The organism is Microbulbifer maximicatervae (SeqCode) (assembly GCF_052467505.1).
In genome coordinates, this window is the sequence record NZ_CP174313.1 from 3,719,369 (window position 1) to 3,739,123 (window position 19,755).

Sequence of the window (19,755 nt, forward strand, 5' to 3'; positions counted from 1 at the left end):
AAATGACACCGGAACGTCTTACCCAGCTAATACCCGACTTACTCAATAAGCTTACCCCCCCAACAATTAAACTCTCTCACGAGAACCCCGCATCAGTTATACGCTGGCTTTCCCAAATTGAGCGAACACCAGAAGACATCTCTCTCAATTTACGGAGAGAAGATTTTTGGCCAAAGCTGCCAGGCATTGAAGCCAATCGATATAGTATCGATTCGGCACCTATGGTTCCCCTCTTGCATGAGGTAGACGGCAGCCCAACCCAACTGACTAACCTCCCAGGGGTCAATCCAGCAAATAAGGTAATTCCAGCTCTGGAACGCAGCCATCAGATCGCTGAACACGTCGTCAGCAATACAGGGGAAGTCGCTTTTGAGCGAACAGACGTCATTATTCCAGGGCCATTGCCATTTGAATGGAAAAGGTATTTCCGCTCTTCCCTCAACGAGGACACTGGCATTGGCGCGGGCTGGCGACACTCCTTAAGTGAAAAACTTGTTGTACACGACCACTTCGTCAAGCTATTCACTGCCGAGGGCAGATCTGTAACCTTTAATTTACCCGCTATAGGTCATGGTTGTTACAATCGTTTTGAACGGTTAATGTTATTTCGGCAAAGCCTACACAGTTATCGTTTAACGACATTCGATCAATATCATAAGATTTTTCGCGCCGACGGCGTGAACAGCGCTTTACCACTTGCAGAAATTAGGGATCAATTTGGAAACGCCTTAACTATCGATTATCAAGAAGGTTTACCTAAAAAAATAGTCAGCTCTTGGGGCCGGGTTATTGAATTTAACTGCCAAGATGGTCATATCTTCAATCTAGTGAACGGTCACGCTGTAGAAGGGCAAAATAACCTCTGCGCTTACAACTATAAGGAAGGGCAATTAGTCGAAAGCTGCTGTGGGCTTAAAAGGGAAAAATATCAATATGACAATTCTCAACTGGCTCATCTGCACAGCAGCGAGTCTGGAAGCTATCAATTTATATATGATGAACACAATCGATGCTGCTCATTAAATTCAAATGAGTTATTCACTAGCTTAAGTTGGCTTGCGAGTAACAATAGCTGCACAGTCGAATCAGAATTATCCGGCCCGATTCATATACGCTTTAACAAGTTCGGTCAGAGAGTCTCTGAACAGCAAGAATCACGTATCTGTACTTGGCTGTATGACTCCTACGGCAACCTCTGCGAAGAGATTAAGGCTGATGGCCGTAGACTTTTCTTTCGACACGATGAATTCGGCCGACTGGTTCGCACCACTTCTCACGATGTGAGTAATCGATACTTTTACGATGACCGAGGTTACCTGCGTGCGGCATCTATCAACGATGAGACTCTGTGGCAATTCCAGTTCAATGCAAAAGGCCGCCCAGAACGTATCATTGATCCAGCAAAACAAGTCTGGAAATTTCTCTATACGGATCGGGGTCAGCTCACACAGATCCGGGACCCCGAAGGTGGCAAGGTAGACTTCAGCTGGGATGGGCAGGGGCAGCTGCAATCGATATGTAGAGATAAAAAGCTCCTAGGCCTGGAATACGACCACTGGCAACGAGTCATTTCGCTGAAAATGAATGGCGAACTGTGGCGTGAATGGAGCTATGGTAGTGCCGGTGAACTACGAGAAGCTCGCCTAGGCATTCACCAATACGGCCTGGACTATTCCGAACGAGGCCTTACCAACGCTATTCACGGAGATAGCGGCCAAAGTATTCTTTGCGACCATGATAACGCCGGTAGACTCTGTCATATCAATTTTGCCGACGGCAACAATTGGGACCTCAGCTATAACCCAATCGGTGAGCTAGTCTGCCTGGAATGTCCCGCAGGAAACTACACTTGGGGATATGACTGCTTCGGGCAATTAGTTAGCCACAAGGCACCACAGGATCGAACTTGGCGTTGGCATTACAATATAGACGGCAGCCTGCATGAATATTGTGATAATGACTCTCGCTGGTACTTCAATTATAACGACAGCGGTGTATTAACCGGTATTCGCAATAACAGTGGCCAAAATAGTGAGTTCCACTACGACCAACATAACAGGCTAGTACAGGCAGACAATGCCCTTTCTTCGGTGCGATTTAAATACGACAGCCGCGGTCGGGTAACCGCAGAGCATCACGACAGTGCAGATATCCGGGATTTCAGTCTTCAGTATCAATATGACAAACGCGGCTGGTTAAAGAGTGCCAGCTCCGACAATCTCGACTTGTCTTATACATTCGCTCCTTGTGGAGCCCTGTATGGAATCGATGCCAATGGTGAAGCCATTGTTCGCACCGAATCCAAAGGCCAAGATATCCTCCAGGTTCAAGGAGAGGTTCGCAGTAATCACAAATATTTATTTGGGCGCCTGGTAGGCATGGAGTCCGGTCAAGCACTTTCCTGGCACTTTGATAAATCCCCTCCCCTGCAAATGACCAACCCGCTGCGGGCACAGCAAAGTCCGACTCAACCTCAAACAAAAAGTGACAAGCGCGGCAATATTATTAGCGAAAGCAACATACCAGGCCGCAAGGATTATCAATACCAGTACGACGGCTGGGGCCTGATGAGCCACGCGGAGTGCGGAGAATTTAAAACCCATTTCCGCTACGACCCCTTCGGTCGGCGGTTAAGCAAGACATGTACCCACCGAAAATCAACCCGGCAACGCCGCGTTGTCACTATTTGGAGCAGCCTGGGTATCTGGGGGGAAATTCACAATATTGACGGCAAGTCCCGAGGTTTAAGCCATTGGATTCACCAACCCCAAACCAATGCCATTCTCTGCCAATGGACTGCCGACAATATCGAGCATTACCTTTCCAACCCCGACGGCAAGCCACTCGCGATTTTTGATACTCAAGGTGCCGCTCAGTGGTCACAAGGTGGGGAGGCTGGAGAAAAAGGAAAAGACCCCCACAATCAAGGGCCGAGTGCCTGGCGGGGAACTAACTTGCTCGCGGATGTAGAGACTGGGCTGTGGTACCACCCCTCAGGCTACTGGAGCCCTGCCCTCGGTATCTGGCTAAACGGGGACCGCTCTCATAACCTGACGACTTCTGCCCAATCAATCGGGCAGCTGTAACGAAATACTCGGGCAGCTGCATCAACATTTGCTGCCCTGGTCAACTCTTATCTGCCTATACACTATGGGTATATCTATTTGCCCGTGAGTGTTATGGAAGAGCGCTCGGATTTTGAGATCGGAGGGGTCCATGTCGCCAGGGGCGAGTCCTGCCATATCGACCTACCTGTTGTAAGGCTGTACACAAGCACAGAAATGGCAATCCCAGTTTATGTGCAGCGCGGTAAAAAAGATGGCCCCAAGATGTTCGTTTGTGCCGCCATACACGGTGACGAACTCAACGGCATTGAAATAATAAGCCGGCTTATCCAAAGCGGCCGCCTGAAGTCATTGCGCGGGACCCTGGTTGCAGTTCCAATGGTTAATGTTTACGGGGTACTGCAGCACACTCGCTATCTACCTGACAGGCGCGACCTAAACCGCTCATTCCCAGGTTCGGCAAAGGGGTCTCTCGCCGCACGTATGGCTCACGTCTTCCTCAAGGAAATAGTCACCAAATGCGACTATGGCATCGACTTACACACAGGAGCCGTACATCGCAGTAACCTCCCCCAAATTCGCGCTAACTTGGACGATGAGCAAACCCGAAAACTCGCCAAGGCCTTTGGTGTTCCCGTGCTACTCAACGCTTCTATTCGCGATGGATCCCTGCGCCAAGCAGCCGCGGATCTTGGGGTAAGAGTATTACTGTATGAAGCTGGTGAAGCCCTGCGCTTTGATGAACTCAGTATCCGCGCGGGTGTTAAAGGTGTGATCAATGTGATGAAACACCTGGAGATGTTGCCGCAAACCCGAAAGACAAATGTGATAGAGCCATTTGTTGCTCGACGCAGCGGTTGGCTTCGCGCGGGGGATAGCGGCATCGCCAATCATCTTAAGGCACTCGGGGATCAAGTCTACCGGGGCGACCTGCTGGCGACCATTGCAGATCCATACGGCCAGGAACTGGACCAGCTGATCTGTAATGAGGATGGAATCATTATTGGGCGACAGAATATCCCCCTGGTCCAGGAAGGCGAGGCGATGTACCACATCGCCTACTTCCGTGAACCCGAGGGTGTTGTCGAGAACCTGGAACTACTCCAGGATACGCTCCTACCAGATGAGAACTTTTAGGGACTCCCTATTGTTTCTTCAACAACTCCAGAACTTCCTTGCTCGGGTAGCCCTGAACTTCAACGCCGGCACTCTTTTCAAATTCACTTACCGCTTTGCGGGTACCCGGACCTGCCTTGCCATCAATTTCTCCGGTGTAAAACCCTTTCTGTTTGAGTAACTTCTGCAACTCTTCCACTTGAACACTATCCAGTGGAGTAAATGGACGCTTCCAATCATTTACCAAAGGCGCACCGCCGCCAATCCGGTCTGCCAGCAGGCCTATAGCTATCGCATAGCGATCTGAATTGTTGTAACGCTTGAGGACAAAGAAGTTCTTGAACACTAAAAATGCCGGGCCATTGCGGCCGTCTGGTAACTTTAATTCGGCAATGGCTTTCTTGCTGGGAAAGGGCTCACCATTAGCCCGTTTGACACCAAGCTTTTCCCATTCGGCTACCGACATCTTTCCCGCAGGCATTTTACGAGCGGGAATATTGACCTCATAACCCCAGGGTTTTCCTCGCTGCCAACCGTTACTGGATAGCAGGTTGGCGGCAGTCGCGAGCGCATCCGGAATGGAGTTCCAGATATCCCGTTTACCATCACCATCGATATCCACCGCATAGGCTTGATAACTGGTGGGAATAAATTGGGTATGCCCCATAGCTCCAGCCCATGAGCCCAACAAGTGCTCACCCTCGATATCTCCTGCCTGTAATATTTTTAGCGCGGCCAGCAGTTGCTGACGGCCAAACTTTTTACGCTGGGGATCCGCGTAGGCGAGTGTTGCCAGTGAGCGAATGACACTGCGCATTACCTTGTCATTACCGAGGATGCCGCCAAAACTGGATTCCACAGACCAGATCGCAAGCAGGATATTGGGGTCCACCCCAAAGCGCTTCTGGATCTTGTCCAACCAGGGCTTCATTTTTTCTTTTTCCCGCTTGCCTCGTTCAATCGCTCTCTTTTGCACCCGATTATCAAAGTACTGCCACACCGGTGCTTTGAATTCGGGCTGATAGGCTGCGCGATCCAGAACCCATTGGTCTGGAGAAGTGATTCCTTTAAAGGCTTGGTCGTAAACCTCCGCAGAGATTCCACTCTTGATCGCGGTTTTACGGAACTCCTTTACCCACTGTTCGAAGGCCGGATCGGCCTTCTCTTGTGCATGGGTACTGGAAACCAGGAGAACCGCGCTTATCGCGAGGATGGCAGACAGATATTGAAACCATTGCAATTTGGGCATGGAGTTACCTTCGACACAACTTTTGCTCGCTCAAGGGTAGAACGAGCCACTCTTATCCGAAAGGTGGATTGGCCGGTAACCGTTGAACTTCCCACCTGCTATTAAACTGGACAGTCACATGAGAGGGAAGTTCGTGCTGCTCACCTTTAGGGTGAGCTCTGCCGCAAAACGGGAAGATTAGGGAATGACGTAAAACAGCACCGCAAAGAAGTGCAATATACCGCCCGCCAGCACAAAGAGATGCCAAATTGCATGGTGGAAGCGCAGGCTGCGCCAGAGGTAAAAAGCGATTCCGCCGGTGTAGCAGAGACCACCGAGAACCAACAGCCACAAACCGCCAGTTTCCAGGCTATCCGACAGCGGCTTGATAGCAGCCACCACGACCCATCCCATCAAGGCACTGAGAGTGATAGACAGAGCTCGAATCTTCTTCAGCGGGGTGAACTGAATAATCAACCCGATCAGCGCGAGCCCCCAAATAATACCGAACAGCCACCAACCCCAAGGGCCCCTCAGGGTAACCAGAGTGAAGGGAGTATAGGTTCCAGCAATCAATAGAAAGATTGACGAGTGGTCCAGGGTCCGCAGTATCGCTTTGGCGCCGATATGGCTGACTGCGTGGTACAGCGTGGAGGCTAGGAAACAGAGTATCAGGGTGGAGGCATAGACGCTGGAGCTGACAATATGCCAAGCGTCCCCGCGCAGGGCAGCAAATCCGGTCAATACACCCAGACCGGCAATCGCCAGAAGAGCTCCAACACCATGTGTCACACTGTTGGCGATCTCTTCAGCAAAACTGTAACGACTGGCAACGGAAACGGAAGATGACATAAATTAGCCCGGTTAAATTCAGGTCATAAGCCTGCGTGTAGTGCACGACCAATAACTTGGAACAGGTCTAATGATCAGAGGCCTCACTTAAAATAGCAAGGCCATCACCAGACTGCACATTCACAACCGGGCGGTTAGGGCTTAAACGCTAGCGTTGTGAATACCCATTTCGCACAAAGCGGAAGATTCGCGAACAATAGTTTCGTTGCGATCTGGGCCTGTAGAAACAATGTCTACCGGAGCGCCCACCAGCTCTTCGATTCGAGCGATATAGGCGCGTGCATTGGCCGGCAAATCCGCTTCACGACGCACACCGACAGTGTTCTCTGTCCAACCGGGCATAGACTCATAAACCGGCTCGACACCTTCCCAACCTGCAGCATCAAATGGTACTGGGACTTCTTCACCAGCGCTGTTGCGGTAGCCCACACAAACCTTTACCTCCTCGAGGCCATCGAGAACATCCAGTTTGGTCAGGCACAGGCCAGAAATACTGTTGATTCGGATCGCGTGGCGCACAGCAACAGCGTCAAACCAACCGGTGCGGCGCTGGCGCCCAGTGGTAGCGCCAAACTCGTGACCTTTTTCACCCAGGTGACGACCAACTTCGCAGTCCAGCTCAGTTGGGAAAGGACCACCGCCAACGCGGGTGGTGTAGGCCTTGGTAATGCCCAATACATAATCCAGGTACAGAGGACCAAAACCAGAACCAGTTGCAGTACCGCCAGCAGTGGTATTAGAGGAAGTTACGAACGGGTAGGTACCGTGGTCAATATCCAGCAGGGAACCCTGGGCGCCTTCGAACAGGATATGCTCTCCGTTCTCGCGCGCTTTGTGCAGGTGATCGGCAACGTCGGTGATCATCGGCACCAGTTGCTCGCGCCAGATCTTGGCCTGCTCAACGGTGTCCTCATAACTGACCGGGTCAACTTTGTAGTATTCGGTCAGAGCGAAGTTGTGGTAATCAATCAGCTCTTTCAGCTGGTGGCAGAAGTTATCCCAGTTGCACAGATCACCCAGGCGAAGACCGCGACGAGCAACTTTATCTTCGTAAGCAGGACCAATACCGCGACCTGTAGTACCGATCGCTTTGGCGCCGCGTGCTTTTTCACGGGCCTGGTCGAGGGCAACATGCACAGGCAAGATCAGCGGACACGCCGGGGAAAGACGCAGGCGCTCGCGCACAGGAACTTCGCGCTCTTCCAGCTCAGCCATCTCTTTCAGCAGCGCCTCCGGGGAGAGCACCACACCATTGCCGATCAAGCAGGTTACGCTGGGGCGCAGGATACCGGAGGGAATCAGGTGCAGTACGGTTTTTTCGCCATCGATAACCAGGGTGTGGCCCGCATTGTGACCACCCTGGAAACGCACTACCAGCGAGACCTTCTCGGTTAGCAAATCGACAATCTTGCCCTTGCCCTCATCGCCCCACTGGGTACCCAGTACTACTACGTTCTTGCCCATCTGTATAAATCTCTAAACTCAGGTTTTTCTCTGCGGGAGCCGGGGCCCCACATAAATGGATGTCTGCGGGTAGGCCCGCGCGATAATAGGCACATCCACTGCGCCCGAAAAATCAGTCTCGTGGTTTTACTACCCACGAATCACCCTCAGCAACCAACTCGCGGTCACAGCGGGAATCCAGTTCACTATCGGCACCACCAGCGAGGGCTGTGATGACCACTTCGCCTTGAGCCCGCAGCTCGTGAATCGCCTTCCACAGTTCAGCGCCCTGGGAGCCTCTGACATCTGGTGCCAATATCGCAGCACCCTCTTCAACGGCGGCGCTGCCCAGATTACTCAATGCCACCAGGTCACTACTAAAGCCTGTTGCTGGGCGATCGCGCCCAAACACGGCCCCGATACCGTTGTAGCGTCCACCGTTGGCCAATGCCTGGCCGTGGCCCGGTGTGTAGGCGGCGAATACCAGACCTGTTTCATAGTCGTAGCCGCGTACTTCACTCAAATCGAAGAACAGTGTCACCTCTGGATAGCGCTCATTCAGAGCCTCAGCTACCTGCCTCAAATCGGAAACTGCCGCCAGCAAATTTTGCGGGGCTCCAGAAAAGAGTTCGCGGGCCTTATCCAGGCATTCCCGTCCCCCAACCAGCCCCGGGAGCGCCTTCAGCCACTCGGCAGCCTTCTGGTCGCCAACATTCTCCTCAACCCACTCGCACAGATCAGCAGTCGCCTTGCTCTGTAACATTGCCAACAGGGCGCTGCGCTGCTCGTCATTGAGGCCCGCCGCTTCAACCAGACTCTGGTAAATCGCGACGTGGCCCAGGTCCAGGTGCACTTGGCTGACACCCGCTACCTGAAGGCTTTGCAGCATCAGCGAGATCACCTCGAGGTCTGCACCGAGGTTGTCCACTCCAAACAGCTCCGCACCAACCTGTATCGGCGCTCGCGAGCCCATCGGGGTTCGCGGCTTGGTGTACACCACCTGACCGGCGTAGCAGAGGCGGTTGGCGCCTCTGCGGGGAAAACTGTGGGCATCAATCCGGGCAGTCTGCGGAGTCATATCCGCGCGTATACCTAAAGTGCGTCCAGATATCTGGTCGGTGACCTTAAAGGTGCTCAGATCTACATCATGGCCCATCCCGATCAGGAGGGACTCGGTGAATTCCAACATCGGCGGTATCACCAACTCGTACCCCCAGCAGTGGTAGAGGTCCAGTAGTTGGCGGCGCAGAGTCTCCAATTGCACGGCATCCGCAGGCAGAATTTCTGCAATGCCATCCGGTAACATCCAGCGATCGGCTTGAGTCATGATGAAATGAATTCGTCAGCGAAGAAATTGCGGTGCCACAGCGCTTGCCACAAACAAGCCGCAGCACTTCCCACAAAAAAACCGGGCTGGGCCCGGTTTGCGTGATTTTAGCATCAAGTGCTAACAGGAAGGTAGGGTTATCGAATCTAACCCGGCGCCTGTAGCACCAATTGCCCAGTGCTACATAGCATTTTCAGCCCTACTCTCCTTTCGGGTCTTTCAGGTAGCGGAAGAATTCGCTATCTGGATCGACCAGCATCATATCTGACTTGCTCCGGAAGGACTCCTTGTAAGCCTGCAAACTGCGGGTAAAGCGGTAAAACTCCGGATTCTTGCTGTAGGCCGCAGCGTAAATAGCTGCCGCCTCTGCATCACCCGCACCGCGTAACTCTTCCGCCTGGCGGTAGGCCTCAGACTCAATCACCACTCTTTGGCGATTGGCATTAGCCTTGATACGCTCACTGGCCTCCTGACCCTTGGCGCGATGATCCCGCGCCTCCAGCTCACGACCAGCGCGCATACGCTGGAACACAGACTCGGAGACTTCCGGCGGCAGGTCAATCCGCTTGACGCGCACATCAATCACATGCACTCCCAGGTCATCCTGAGCCACCTTATTCAGGTTTTTAGTGATCTCCGCCATCAACTCATCGCGCTCGCCACTGACTACCTCATGCAGATCACGCACACCAAACTCGTTCCGGAGCTGATCATTGATCCGCTCCGACAGCAGGCGCACCGCATTGCGATCGTCACCACGAGTGGCGATATAAAACTTATCCACATCAGAGATTCGGTATTTGGCATACGAATCAACCATCATGAATTTGTTTTCACTGTTGAGCATACGAACGGGGCTGGAATCCACCGTCTGAATACGCGCATCAAACTTGCGCAACCTTTCCGCAAAAGGGATTTTGAAGTAGAGACCCGGCTCGGTGTAGGTGCGCACCAGCTCACCAAAGCGCAGTAACACGGCTTTTTCAGTCTCTTTCACTACAAAGGCGCTGGAAGAAAGTACCAATACTCCAACCAGGATGACAACAATGATACCCAGTGTTTTGTTATTCATATCATCCCCTCCTAGCGAATAGTCTGACTGCGACGGGTGCTGGCGTCATCCCGACGAAGGCGCTCAATAACACGCTGATAGACTTCCTCAATCATTACAGGCGAGGTGTCCTGGCTTTGGGCTGCTCGCGCTGCTCCAGCGCCGCCTTGCGCCAATTTATCTAGCGGCAGGTACATCATGTTATTGCCACCCTCTACATCCACCATCACCTTGGAGGTGTTGGCCATCACATCCTGTACCGCATCCAGGTAGAGACGCTCGCGGGTAACTTCCGGGGCACGCTCATATTCAGCCAGCAGTTTCTCAAAGCGTACAGCTTCACCTCGGGCACTCTCGATGACGCGGGCTTTGTATGCCTCGGCCTCTTCGATAATGCGCTGAGCCTGACCACGGGCAACCGGGATTATCTGGTTAGCATCAGCCTGAGCTTCATTTTGCAGACGCACCTCGTCCTCACGGGCTTTAGTCACATCGTCAAACGCATCCTGCACTTCGCGCGGCGCCTTAGCATCAGTGAGGTTAACCACATCAATGCGTATACCGGTCTGGTACAGGTCCAAGTATTCCTGTAATCGCTCCTGCGTATCGGCAGATACTTGGGTCCGGTTCTGGGAAATCACACCGTTTAAAGTGAGAGAGCCCACCACGTGACGAAGGGCGCTGTCGGTGGCTTCCTGCAAGCTCTTCACCGGATCGCGAACACGCAGTACAAAAGACTCAGCATCCCCAACCTGCCACTGCACAGTGAGTACCACTTCTACGATATTGGCGTCTTCGGTCAGCATCTGACCGGTAGTGCGCTCGGTACGCACCTCAGTCATATTGACCTTGGTGACGTTATCGATAAGCGGCGGATTCCAGTGCAGGCCGGCAGATTCCGTGGAGTGGTATTTGCCCAGGCGCAAAACAACCGCCTGTTCGTTGGCGTTGACCTGGTAAATCCCCAGGCCGCCATAAATCAATACGGCGAGACCAATAACCAGTACCCAGGGAAATTTGACAGAGTCGCCACTTGGGCTGCCGCTGCCACCACCAAACAGGCCACCTAGTTTCTGCTGAATTTTTCGCAGTAGTTCATCGAGATCGGGCGGGCCTCCGTTATTGCGGTTACCGCCACCACCCCAGGGGTCTTTATTGTTACCACCCGGCTCATTCCAGGCCATTTAACTTACTCCAACTATGATCACTTAATCTTTTACTTCGGCGGATTCTAGCATCCATTGCCGACAAAATATTGCCGACAGGCCCTAGCCTGAGGCAAGTGGGCAGTCTGCGGAGACCAACCCCGAACAAATTCGACTAAAGGTCGTAATATGACCTGAATTTTAAAATCAATGTTTATACGACAACTACTCAGCAATGGGTTCTTCCAAAACCCATTCCGGCGCGTCATTGCCAGCAATATGTGGCGCCAGCAGACGCTGGAAATCACTACGCGGCAATAATATTTGTAATTCGCAGTCACCATTGTCGCGGTAGACTTCCGACTGCACCGCATTAATTTCAAATAGCTGCGCTCGCAGCCTGGACTGATGAGGCTTCACTACCAGTTGCCCGCGCACCATTTGCTCGCCCAGGCGCTCGGCAATAGCCTCAATCAAAAGTTCACAACCCGCACCTGTTACCGCAGAGAGCCAAACTGCCCGGGGTACACCCTGATCATCCCGGTCTATACGCGGTTCAAAATCTGCCAGCAGATCAATTTTGTTATAAACCACCAGTTGCGGCAGTTCCGAAGCATCAATTTCCTCCAGAACCGTTTGCACCTCTTCCATCAGGTGTAATCGGTCATCTGCAGCAGCGTCCACCACATGTAGAAGCAACGTCGCACTGGCGGCCTCTTCCAGGGTTGCGCGGAATGCCTCTACCAGTTTATGCGGCAAGTGAGAGACAAATCCCACCGTATCAGCCAATACCATGGCGCCAACATTGGGTAATTCAACCCTGCGCATGGTCGGGTCGAGGGTGGCAAACAATTGGTCCCTGACATAGACATCTGCATCGGTCAGGCGATTAAACAGGGTCGACTTGCCCGCGTTGGTGTAGCCAACCAGAGATACTGTGGCCATTTCTGCCCGGGAACGCGCGCGGCGCCCCTGCTCCCGCTGGCGGCGTACCTTTTCCAGCCGCTTCTCGATGGAGTCTATGCGCGCGCGCAGCAATCGCCGGTCTGTCTCCAACTGGGTTTCTCCGGGCCCACGCAAGCCGATACCACCCTTTTGCCTCTCCAGGTGGGTCCAACCTCGCACCAGCCGCGTTGCCATATGGCGCAGCTGGGCCAATTCCACCTGAAGCTTACCCTCGTGAGTTCGCGCACGCTGGGCAAAAATATCCAGAATAAGTCCTGTGCGATCCAGCACCCGGCACTTTAATTCGCGCTCAATATTGCGCTCCTGACTCGGAGACAGGATGTGATCAAAGATAACCAGGGCGGCTTCCTGATCTTTGACCACCTGGCGAATCTCCTCCAACTTACCTCGGCCAACAAAGGTCTTTGGGTCTGGAGTGGCGCGCTGGCCGAAAATAAAACTGACAGGATCTGCTCCGGCAGATAGGGCCAACTCCTCAAATTCACGAGGGTCGTCGGGACTGTCGATAGCGGAGAGTTCTAGGTGTACCAGTACTGCGAGCTCACCGGATTCCGGTCGATCGAAAAACAATGGGAATTCTCTATTGCGAAAAGGGCGCGATAAGCCCTGACTGAGGTGACAACCGGCAAGCCCTGCAAGGGGCTCACCGAGCTGCTGGCGCCCCGGCAAAACGGGGTGCAGGTGAAATTGATACGGATCTTTTAGCTAAAGGATTCGCGCTCACCGCCTTCACCATTACCCTCGCCGCCGTGCTGGGCTGCGGGATTCAATAGCGGTACGCGCACTGCACGCGACGGAACAACCGTAGAAATGGCGTGCTTATACACCATTTGGCTCACAGTATTTTTGAGTAACACCACGAACTGGTCGAAGGATTCAATTTGCCCTTGGAGCTTGATGCCGTTTACCAGATAGATAGAAACCGGAATACGCTCTTTGCGCAATACGTTGAGGTAAGGGTCTTGTAAGCTGTGCCCTTTTGACATCTTTTTTCTCCTTGTCAAAAAGCTGAATGCGGTATGCAGGCCGCAATCGCACCCGCGAAGAGCGCGGATCAAAAAACGACTGAGGTTGAATACGCGTATAAGTAGTGTAGTAGCGAGCCGGAAAAGGCCGGACTCTGTGAAAACTGACTGAACGGGCTTGTCGTTTAATAGCCCAACCACGTTATGGATGCTTAAGCGAGAAATTTCAAGGCTTCAGCCAATATTTCGTCATTCTCACGCACCCCACCTTGCTCATCCTGAGTATACAAAGTTAGCAGGTCTGGCCAGCGCCGCAGCCAGGTTAACTGGCGCTTGGCAAGCTGCCTCGTCGCCGCAATTCCAGCGGCCACCATATCATCGTAATCGGTTTGGCCTTGCAAGTGTTGCCAAACTTGCCGGTATCCCACCGCGCGAATTGCCGGTAAGTCCTCGTGCAGGTCTCCCCGGTCCAGCAGGCCCTGGACTTCATCAATAAAGCCCGCCGCGAGCATCTTGCGAAAACGCAGTTCAATACGCTGGTGAAGCAGGGATCGATCGCGGGGCATAATGGCCATCTGGCACACTTGGTACTGCTCCTGTATTCCCCCAGCTTCCTGCTCGCGACGCAACTGCGAAAGCGGAACACCGGTGAGGCGGTAAACTTCCAGCCCCCTTTCGATACGTACCGAATGGTTGGGATGTAGCTCAGCCGCCAACTGCGGGTCCACCTGGGCCAGCTCCGCATGCAATGCAGGCCACCCTTCACGCTCTGCGCGAGCTTCAATTTCTGCTCTCACCGCTGCGTCTGCCTCAGGCAATTTTGCCATGCCTTCCAACAGAGCGCGGAAATACAACATAGTTCCGCCAACCAGTAATGGCACTTTACCAGCAGCGGTAATTTCTGCCATAGCTTCCAGCGCATCTTTGCGGAAACGACCTGCCGAATAAGACTCAGACGGGTCACAGATATCGATCAAACGGTGAGGGTATGCAGCTAGCTCTTCCACTGAGGGCTTGGCCGAGCCGATATCAAGGCCTCGATATACGAGAGCAGAATCAACACTAATTAATTCCACAGGCAAACGATCGGCGAGCGCCATGGCCAGATCCGTTTTGCCGGAGGCCGTTGGACCCATCAAGAAAATTACACGGGGCTTATCACCCGGCAAGCTGTTATTCAAACTACCACCCACTTCTGCCGCGTACCTATTGGCCGCGCATAAACCACTTATCCATATCTGCCAGTTTAACCTGGGTCCAGGTCGGGCGACCGTGGTTGCACTGGCCACTGCGCTCCGTGCGTTCCATGTCCCGCAACAGAGCATTCATTTCCGGGATTGTCAGACGTCGATTTGCGCGAACAGAACCGTGACAAGCCATTGTCCCCAGCACTTCGTTGATACGCTCACCAATACGGGCGCTGTCGCCCTCGCCGAGCAGATCCGAGAGTACATCGCGCACCAGCTGTTCCACTTCAGCGCCGTGTAGCATTGTGGGTACCTGGCGCACCAGCAAAGTCTCCGGGCCAGCCCGCTGCAATACGAAACCAAGCGCGGTAAACACCTCGCTGCGCTCCTCGAAGCAGTCCGCTTCCCGCTGGCTGACAGCCAGACTCACTGGAACCAGGAGGGGCTGAGCCTGAATTCCACCGGCCGCATAAGCCACTTTCATCTGCTCATAGACAATGCGCTCATGGGCAGCGTGCATATCGACAACAACCATCCCGTGCTCGTTTTGCGCGAGAATATAGATTCCATGCAACTGCGCCAGAGCAAAGCCCAGCGGCGGCACTTCGGATTCGCTTTCAATGCCCGCACCGGCCCCTATGGTCGTGCCGGAAGATGCTTGGGGCACGGGCACTGGCCGGCTGGTAGGGGCATCCTGCGGCTGTTGTGTCGCCGGGGATGAGTCCTGATACGGTTGGTGCAGAGCGCCGTAAGCATTCATCTGCTCGCGCAAATTTGAGGGCGAGGGGCGATTGCTGAGTGGCATTTTATGCTGCCCGGCAAATTCACCGACCTGCAAACCCGTGACCTGTTCCTGGCGCTCCTGCTCTGGCTCGCTTTCTGTTTCCTCTTTCTGCCCCGGGCGCACATCCGCCAGGGCCCGGTGCAAACTGCCAAACAGGAAGTCGTGTACCAGGCGACTATCGCGAAAACGCACTTCGTGTTTGGTCGGGTGCACATTCACATCGACGGAAGCCGGGTCCAGCTCCAGATAAAGTACAAATGCCGGATGGCGACCGTGGTACAAAACATCGGCGAACGCCCGGCGCACCGCATGGCTGACCACCTTGTCGCGAATAGCACGACCATTGACGTAAAAGAATTGTAAGTCGGCCTGGGAGCGCGAGAATGCGGGCTCCGCAACCCACCCCCACAGGCGAAGGCCGCTGCGCTCCACATCGATATGCAGCGCATTCTGCATAAATGCCGGCCCACACACCTGGGCCACACGGCGCTCCATTTCCACCCGCCCGGTGCCCGCGCGCAGGTTGTGGACACCCTTGCCGTTGTGGCGCAGGCTGATAGAGACATCAAATCGGGACAGCGCCAAGCGCTTAATCGTCTCGTCAATGCGATTGAATTCTGTTTTTTCTGTGCGCAGGAATTTCCGCCGAGCAGGCGTATTGAAGAACAGGTCGCGCACATCCACCGTGGTGCCACGGGGGTGAGCCGAGGGCGCGAGCTGCGCCTGCATGTCGCGGCCCTCCGCACTTACCTGCCAACCCTTGCCACTTTCATCGCGGCTGCTGGTCAATGCCAGGCGCGCCACCGAGGAAATACTGGCGAGGGCCTCACCGCGAAAGCCCAGGGTGGCCACCGCCTCCAGATCTTCCAATGCATGAATCTTGGAAGTCGCGTGGCGGGCCAGGGCCATTGGCAGGTCTTCCCGCTCTATGCCCTTGCCGTTATCGCGCACTTTCATGCGCTTGCTACCACCGCCGTCCACATCGACCTCTAGCCGTGTAGCGCCCGCATCCAGGCTGTTTTCCAGCAACTCCTTGATTACTGATGCCGGGCGCTCAACTACCTCACCAGCTGCAATCTGGTTGGCGAGGCGGGGAGAGAGTTGCTGGATTTTATCGTGCATGAATCTGGCCTGTTAATGCTGCAAGGACCGCTCGACACTGAGGTCTCAGCCGGAAGGAATACTCAGGGTCTGCCCCACTCGAATCACGGAGTTCTTGATGCCATTCGCTCTCATCAGGGCGGCGACGGAGATATTATATCGCGCAGCGATACCCGACAGGGTCTCCCCGCGGGCGATAACGTGGTTGCGAGACTTATCGCTCTGGTTGGCGGCGAGCCAGGTATCCGCCGGGGGGCGGCTCTTAAAGTGCGCCACTATACCGTCACTGAGCTTTTGCGCCAGCTTGCGCTGGAAACTGGGATCGCGCAGGCGTTTCGCTTCCTGGGGATTGGTAATAAAACCCGTCTCCACCAAAATTGAAGGCACATCCGGCGAACGCAGCACCGAGAAATTGGCCTGCTCCACCTGTTTTTTGTGCAGATGAGTGACAGTGCCAATCTGTGACAGCACACTGGCGCCAATATCCAGGCTGGCATTCATGGTGGCAGTCATGGAGAGGTCGAGCAATACGCCAGCCAGGGTGTCATCTTTATCGCCCAGGCTCAAACTGCCGGCACCACCGATAAGATCGGACTCGTTTTCCCGCGCGGCCAAAAAGCGGGCGGTTTCACTGGTTGCGCCCCGGGAGGAGACCGCGTAGACGCCGGCGCCACGGGCATCTTTACGGGTAAAGGCATCGGCGTGGATCGACACAAAAAGGTCCGCACGCATATTTCGCCCAATTTTTACCCGTTCCCGCAAAGGAATATAGTAATCCCCTGTGCGCACCAGTTTGGCGGTAAAGCCCTTCTCACCGTTTATCTTTTTGTGCAGCTGTTTGGCAATCGCCAGCACCACATCCTTTTCCCGCAAGCGACCGGGACCGGAAGCCCCAGGGTCTTCCCCGCCGTGCCCTGCATCAATAGCGACAATGATATTGCGTTCACTACTGACCTGCTCCAGCGTCTTTTCGCTGCCTTTAACCTCGTCGTAAAGGTCAATCACCAATCGATCCGGCAGGTTTTCATGGCGCCGCAAAGCAAAGCTGCGCGGATTGGCCTGCTGCTTTAGGTCCAATACAACCCGTAGATCTTTTTTATTCTGACGGGCGTGGCGCACCCGCGCGATCGGCGTCTTATCCAGGTCCAGCTTGTCCAGCTCGGCCTTCAACTCGGTATCAGAGAGGTCGACAACCACCCGGTGGGGACTCTTGAGGGTGAATAACTTGTGCTCTGCCGGGCCGCTCAAATCAAAAACCAGACGCGTATGGTCGGGTGCTCGCCAGACGCGCACACCTTCCACTTGCGTCGCAGAAGCTGGCAGGAAAACTGCCAGCCACAGCGCGACAACTAACAGAGACCGCCACATAAAACTCATTACTTCCCAGCCCCTTTGCTTATTGGTATCAGTATTTCCCTGTGTTCAGGCGTTTTCAGGATGCTCGCAGCAGCTTTTGCAGCAGGTCTATTACGCGCTCACCCTGGGGCGAGTGCGCAATTAACCTGAGCTGGCGGCCACTTTCCGGTACTTCCAACTCAACTTCCAAGTCTGGAGCCGGCAATATGCCCTCACCCCGCTCGGGCCACTCTACAAGGCTCAAGCTCTGCGCAGAAAAATAATCCCGCACCCCCATAAACTCCAACTCTTCCGGGTCACCCAGACGATAAAGATCGAAGTGGTAAACCCGGTGAGCCTCAAGTTCGTAGGGTTCCACCAGGGTGTAGGTGGGGCTCTTTACCGCACCCTCGTGCCCAAAGGCCCTCAGTACCCCCCGGCAAAAAGTTGTCTTTCCCGCGCCCAGCTGACCATTTAAATACAGCGTCAGTCCCTGTTGCAGGCCCGCCGCGAGACAGGCCTGCCCGAGCGAGCTGCCGCCGGATACGGTGGCTGCTTCATCGGCCAAATGTAATTTCAATTCACTCGCCATCAATCTACCAAACGTCTAATCCAGGGCAATAAATCCGTAGCGAGTAATCCCCGCATACCCTCTTCGGCAGCGCGATTACCCGCCTCTCCGTGTAACCACACCGCCAGTCGGGCAGCCTCCACCAGCGGCAAGTGCTGGCCAATCAATGCTGCAACAATACCGGTGAGGAGGTCTCCCATACCACCGGAAGCCATACCCGGGTTACCGCTGTTGATAAGGTCAACACCACCATCATGTGCAATCAGGGTACCGGCGCCTTTTAATATCACCACGCCACTGAATTTTTGCTGAACTGCAATAGCAGCGGCGCGAGGATCGGCGAGCACCTCGGCGGTATCACAACCCAGGAGGCGGGCGGCCTCCCCCACATGTGGGGTCAACACCCAGTCATCCCGCCGGACCCCGGCCAGAACCCGGCCCTCGGCGAGAATATTCAATGCATCGGCATCTACAACCAAGGGCGCCTCAGCTCGGCCGGCTCGCGCCAGCAGCTGCTCACTCCAGGGGGAGCGTCCCAAACCGGGGCCCACTGCAATTACGCTGGGGCCTTCGAGCAGCGGTTCCAGCTCCTGCCCGGAAATCACCGGATGGGCCATCACTTCTGGACTGCGAGTTAACGCTGCGGACAAATGCTCAGGGCGGGTCGCCAGGGAAATCAGCCCGGCTCCACAGCGCGCTGAGGATTGCGCAGCCATCAATGCAGCACCGCCAAATCCGGTATCACCGCCGACAACCAAAATATGGCCAAACTGGTTTTTAAAGCTATCGGCGGCACGCGCTGGCAGGCGACGGATGGCATCAGCCTCGTAACGCATAGCCAAAGGCTCAACTGCTCGGTAGGCAGCCTCAGGTGCCCCCAAGCCTTCGAAAATTACCTCTCCGCAGAGCGCCGGGCCGCGACCGCAGTAGAGCCCCATTTTGCGGCCGATAAAAGTCACCGTTATATCGGCACTGACCGCCTCGCCGGCACTGCCGGTATCGGCACTCAGACCGGAGGGGATATCCACAGCCAACACCGGGCCGGGGCTTTTGCGGATTCGCTCAACCGCATGCGCCACGCCGGAGCGCAGCTCACCGCTAAAGCCCGTTCCCAGCAATGCATCCACAATCAGTGTATTGGCATCCGCCGTATCCAGTTCTGCGAGAGAGTTCACCACCTGGACACCTTCCCGGCAGGCGTACTCATAGGCCTCCCGGGCATCGCCGCTCAGGTGCTGAGGATCGGTACACGCATAGACGGTGACCGGGATTTTCTTTTGCGCGGCGAGGGCGGCAATCACATAGCCATCCCCACCGTTGTTCCCACCACCGCAGAAAACCTGGAGGCGGCCGATCTCCGGCCAGTGCCTGCGTAGATGTGAAAAAGCCGCGCGACCGGCGCGCTTCATCAGTTGAATGGAGGGGATTTCCAGTGCAGCAATCGTCTGTCGATCCAGCTCACGTACCGACTCGGCACTGTATAGAGGTTGAGGCGTGTCCATGCAGCTCCCGCGATGTGGTCAAGAATTCATCTGTGGCAAAATAGGCAATTACATCGCCATCGTTTGCGCCAACCGCAAAGTATACCGCCCCGGCCAGGCATTGTGCTTGCAGGGAAT

Annotated in this window: 15 protein-coding genes; 2 read left to right on the plus strand and 13 right to left on the minus strand. The window is 54.6% G+C overall.

Annotated features, from left to right (window positions below):
* The first annotated feature begins 2 nt into the window (after nt 1–2).
* Both ACJJIN_RS16380 and ACJJIN_RS16385 read left to right on the plus strand, forming a co-directional pair.
* A complete protein-coding gene (locus ACJJIN_RS16380) occupies nt 3–3,086 on the plus strand; it encodes a DUF6531 domain-containing protein (RefSeq protein ID WP_444895434.1) in 3,084 nt (1,027 codons plus the stop codon).
* A gap of 93 nt (nt 3,087–3,179) precedes the next feature.
* Nucleotides 3,180–4,202, plus strand: a complete 1,023-nt coding sequence (locus ACJJIN_RS16385) for a succinylglutamate desuccinylase/aspartoacylase family protein (RefSeq protein ID WP_444895435.1) — start codon at nt 3,180–3,182, stop codon at nt 4,200–4,202.
* Between the two features lie 7 nt (nt 4,203–4,209).
* On the opposite strand, the gene ACJJIN_RS16390 is transcribed toward ACJJIN_RS16385, so the two are convergent.
* From ACJJIN_RS16390 to ACJJIN_RS16450, 13 genes are all read right to left on the minus strand, one after another.
* Nucleotides 4,210–5,430: a lytic murein transglycosylase gene (locus ACJJIN_RS16390; protein ID WP_413664101.1), complete on the minus strand. Its 1,221-nt coding sequence runs from the start codon at nt 5,428–5,430 to the stop codon at nt 4,210–4,212.
* Between the two features lie 177 nt (nt 5,431–5,607).
* Nucleotides 5,608–6,261, minus strand: a complete 654-nt coding sequence (gene trhA / locus ACJJIN_RS16395) for a PAQR family membrane homeostasis protein TrhA (RefSeq protein WP_282930278.1) — start codon at nt 6,259–6,261, stop codon at nt 5,608–5,610.
* Nucleotides 6,262–6,402: 141 nt separating this feature from the next.
* A complete protein-coding gene (locus tag ACJJIN_RS16400) occupies nt 6,403–7,725 on the minus strand; it encodes an adenylosuccinate synthase (RefSeq protein ID WP_282930279.1) in 1,323 nt (440 codons plus the stop codon).
* Between the two features lie 112 nt (nt 7,726–7,837).
* Nucleotides 7,838–9,031 carry an ATP phosphoribosyltransferase regulatory subunit gene (locus ACJJIN_RS16405; protein ID WP_413664099.1) on the minus strand — a complete coding sequence of 398 codons (1,194 nt, stop codon included), beginning with the start codon at nt 9,029–9,031 and terminating at the stop codon, nt 7,838–7,840.
* A 199-nt stretch (nt 9,032–9,230) separates the two neighbouring features.
* Nucleotides 9,231–10,103 carry a protease modulator HflC gene (hflC, locus tag ACJJIN_RS16410; protein WP_413664098.1) on the minus strand — a complete coding sequence of 291 codons (873 nt, stop codon included), beginning with the start codon at nt 10,101–10,103 and terminating at the stop codon, nt 9,231–9,233.
* A gap of 11 nt (nt 10,104–10,114) precedes the next feature.
* Nucleotides 10,115–11,266 (minus strand): FtsH protease activity modulator HflK, encoded by a 1,152-nt coding sequence (gene hflK / locus ACJJIN_RS16415; RefSeq protein WP_444895436.1) that lies wholly within the window; start codon nt 11,264–11,266, stop codon nt 10,115–10,117.
* A 186-nt stretch (nt 11,267–11,452) separates the two neighbouring features.
* On the minus strand, nt 11,453–12,763 hold the full coding sequence (gene hflX, locus ACJJIN_RS16420; protein ID WP_413664097.1) for a ribosome rescue GTPase HflX: 1,311 nt from the start codon (nt 12,761–12,763) through the stop codon (nt 11,453–11,455).
* Nucleotides 12,764–12,894: 131 nt separating this feature from the next.
* Entirely contained in the window at nt 12,895–13,179 is a 285-nt protein-coding gene (hfq, locus tag ACJJIN_RS16425) for an RNA chaperone Hfq (RefSeq protein ID WP_020413623.1), read from the minus strand.
* Between the two features lie 191 nt (nt 13,180–13,370).
* Nucleotides 13,371–14,294: a tRNA (adenosine(37)-N6)-dimethylallyltransferase MiaA gene (gene miaA / locus ACJJIN_RS16430; RefSeq protein WP_444898267.1), complete on the minus strand. Its 924-nt coding sequence runs from the start codon at nt 14,292–14,294 to the stop codon at nt 13,371–13,373.
* Between the two features lie 70 nt (nt 14,295–14,364).
* Nucleotides 14,365–16,251 (minus strand): DNA mismatch repair endonuclease MutL, encoded by a 1,887-nt coding sequence (mutL, locus tag ACJJIN_RS16435; RefSeq protein ID WP_444895437.1) that lies wholly within the window; start codon nt 16,249–16,251, stop codon nt 14,365–14,367.
* 45 nt (nt 16,252–16,296) lie between these two features.
* Nucleotides 16,297–17,607 carry an N-acetylmuramoyl-L-alanine amidase gene (locus ACJJIN_RS16440; RefSeq protein ID WP_108731444.1) on the minus strand — a complete coding sequence of 437 codons (1,311 nt, stop codon included), beginning with the start codon at nt 17,605–17,607 and terminating at the stop codon, nt 16,297–16,299.
* 55 nt (nt 17,608–17,662) lie between these two features.
* Complete coding sequence (tsaE, locus tag ACJJIN_RS16445; protein ID WP_108731443.1) at nt 17,663–18,157, minus strand: tRNA (adenosine(37)-N6)-threonylcarbamoyltransferase complex ATPase subunit type 1 TsaE; 495 nt, start codon at nt 18,155–18,157, stop codon at nt 17,663–17,665.
* A complete protein-coding gene (locus ACJJIN_RS16450) occupies nt 18,157–19,638 on the minus strand; it encodes an NAD(P)H-hydrate dehydratase (RefSeq protein WP_444895438.1) in 1,482 nt (493 codons plus the stop codon). Before ACJJIN_RS16450 ends, tsaE begins: the two co-directional genes overlap by 1 nt.
* Between the last annotated feature and the right edge of the window lie 117 nt (nt 19,639–19,755).

Bases quoted from the DNA above. Each gene is read 5' to 3' on its own strand.
- ACJJIN_RS16450 (WP_444895438.1), bottom strand. From the start codon at position 19,638: ATGGACACGCCTCAACCTCTATACAGTGCCGAGTCGGTACGTGAGCTG.
- tsaE (WP_108731443.1), bottom strand. From the start codon at position 18,157: ATGGCGAGTGAATTGAAATTACATTTGGCCGATGAAGCAGCCACCGTA.
- ACJJIN_RS16440 (WP_108731444.1), bottom strand. From the start codon at position 17,607: ATGAGTTTTATGTGGCGGTCTCTGTTAGTTGTCGCGCTGTGGCTGGCA.
- hflK (WP_444895436.1), bottom strand. From the start codon at position 11,266: ATGGCCTGGAATGAGCCGGGTGGTAACAATAAAGACCCCTGGGGTGGT.
- miaA (WP_444898267.1), bottom strand. From the start codon at position 14,294: ATGGGTCCAACGGCCTCCGGCAAAACGGATCTGGCCATGGCGCTCGCC.
- ACJJIN_RS16380 (WP_444895434.1), top strand. From the start codon at position 3: ATGACACCGGAACGTCTTACCCAGCTAATACCCGACTTACTCAATAAG.
- trhA (WP_282930278.1), bottom strand. From the start codon at position 6,261: ATGTCATCTTCCGTTTCCGTTGCCAGTCGTTACAGTTTTGCTGAAGAG.
- hflC (WP_413664098.1), bottom strand. From the start codon at position 10,103: ATGAATAACAAAACACTGGGTATCATTGTTGTCATCCTGGTTGGAGTA.
- hfq (WP_020413623.1), bottom strand. From the start codon at position 13,179: ATGTCAAAAGGGCACAGCTTACAAGACCCTTACCTCAACGTATTGCGC.
- ACJJIN_RS16400 (WP_282930279.1), bottom strand. From the start codon at position 7,725: ATGGGCAAGAACGTAGTAGTACTGGGTACCCAGTGGGGCGATGAGGGC.
- ACJJIN_RS16385 (WP_444895435.1), top strand. From the start codon at position 3,180: ATGGAAGAGCGCTCGGATTTTGAGATCGGAGGGGTCCATGTCGCCAGG.
- ACJJIN_RS16390 (WP_413664101.1), bottom strand. From the start codon at position 5,430: ATGCCCAAATTGCAATGGTTTCAATATCTGTCTGCCATCCTCGCGATA.
- ACJJIN_RS16405 (WP_413664099.1), bottom strand. From the start codon at position 9,031: ATGACTCAAGCCGATCGCTGGATGTTACCGGATGGCATTGCAGAAATT.
- mutL (WP_444895437.1), bottom strand. From the start codon at position 16,251: ATGCACGATAAAATCCAGCAACTCTCTCCCCGCCTCGCCAACCAGATT.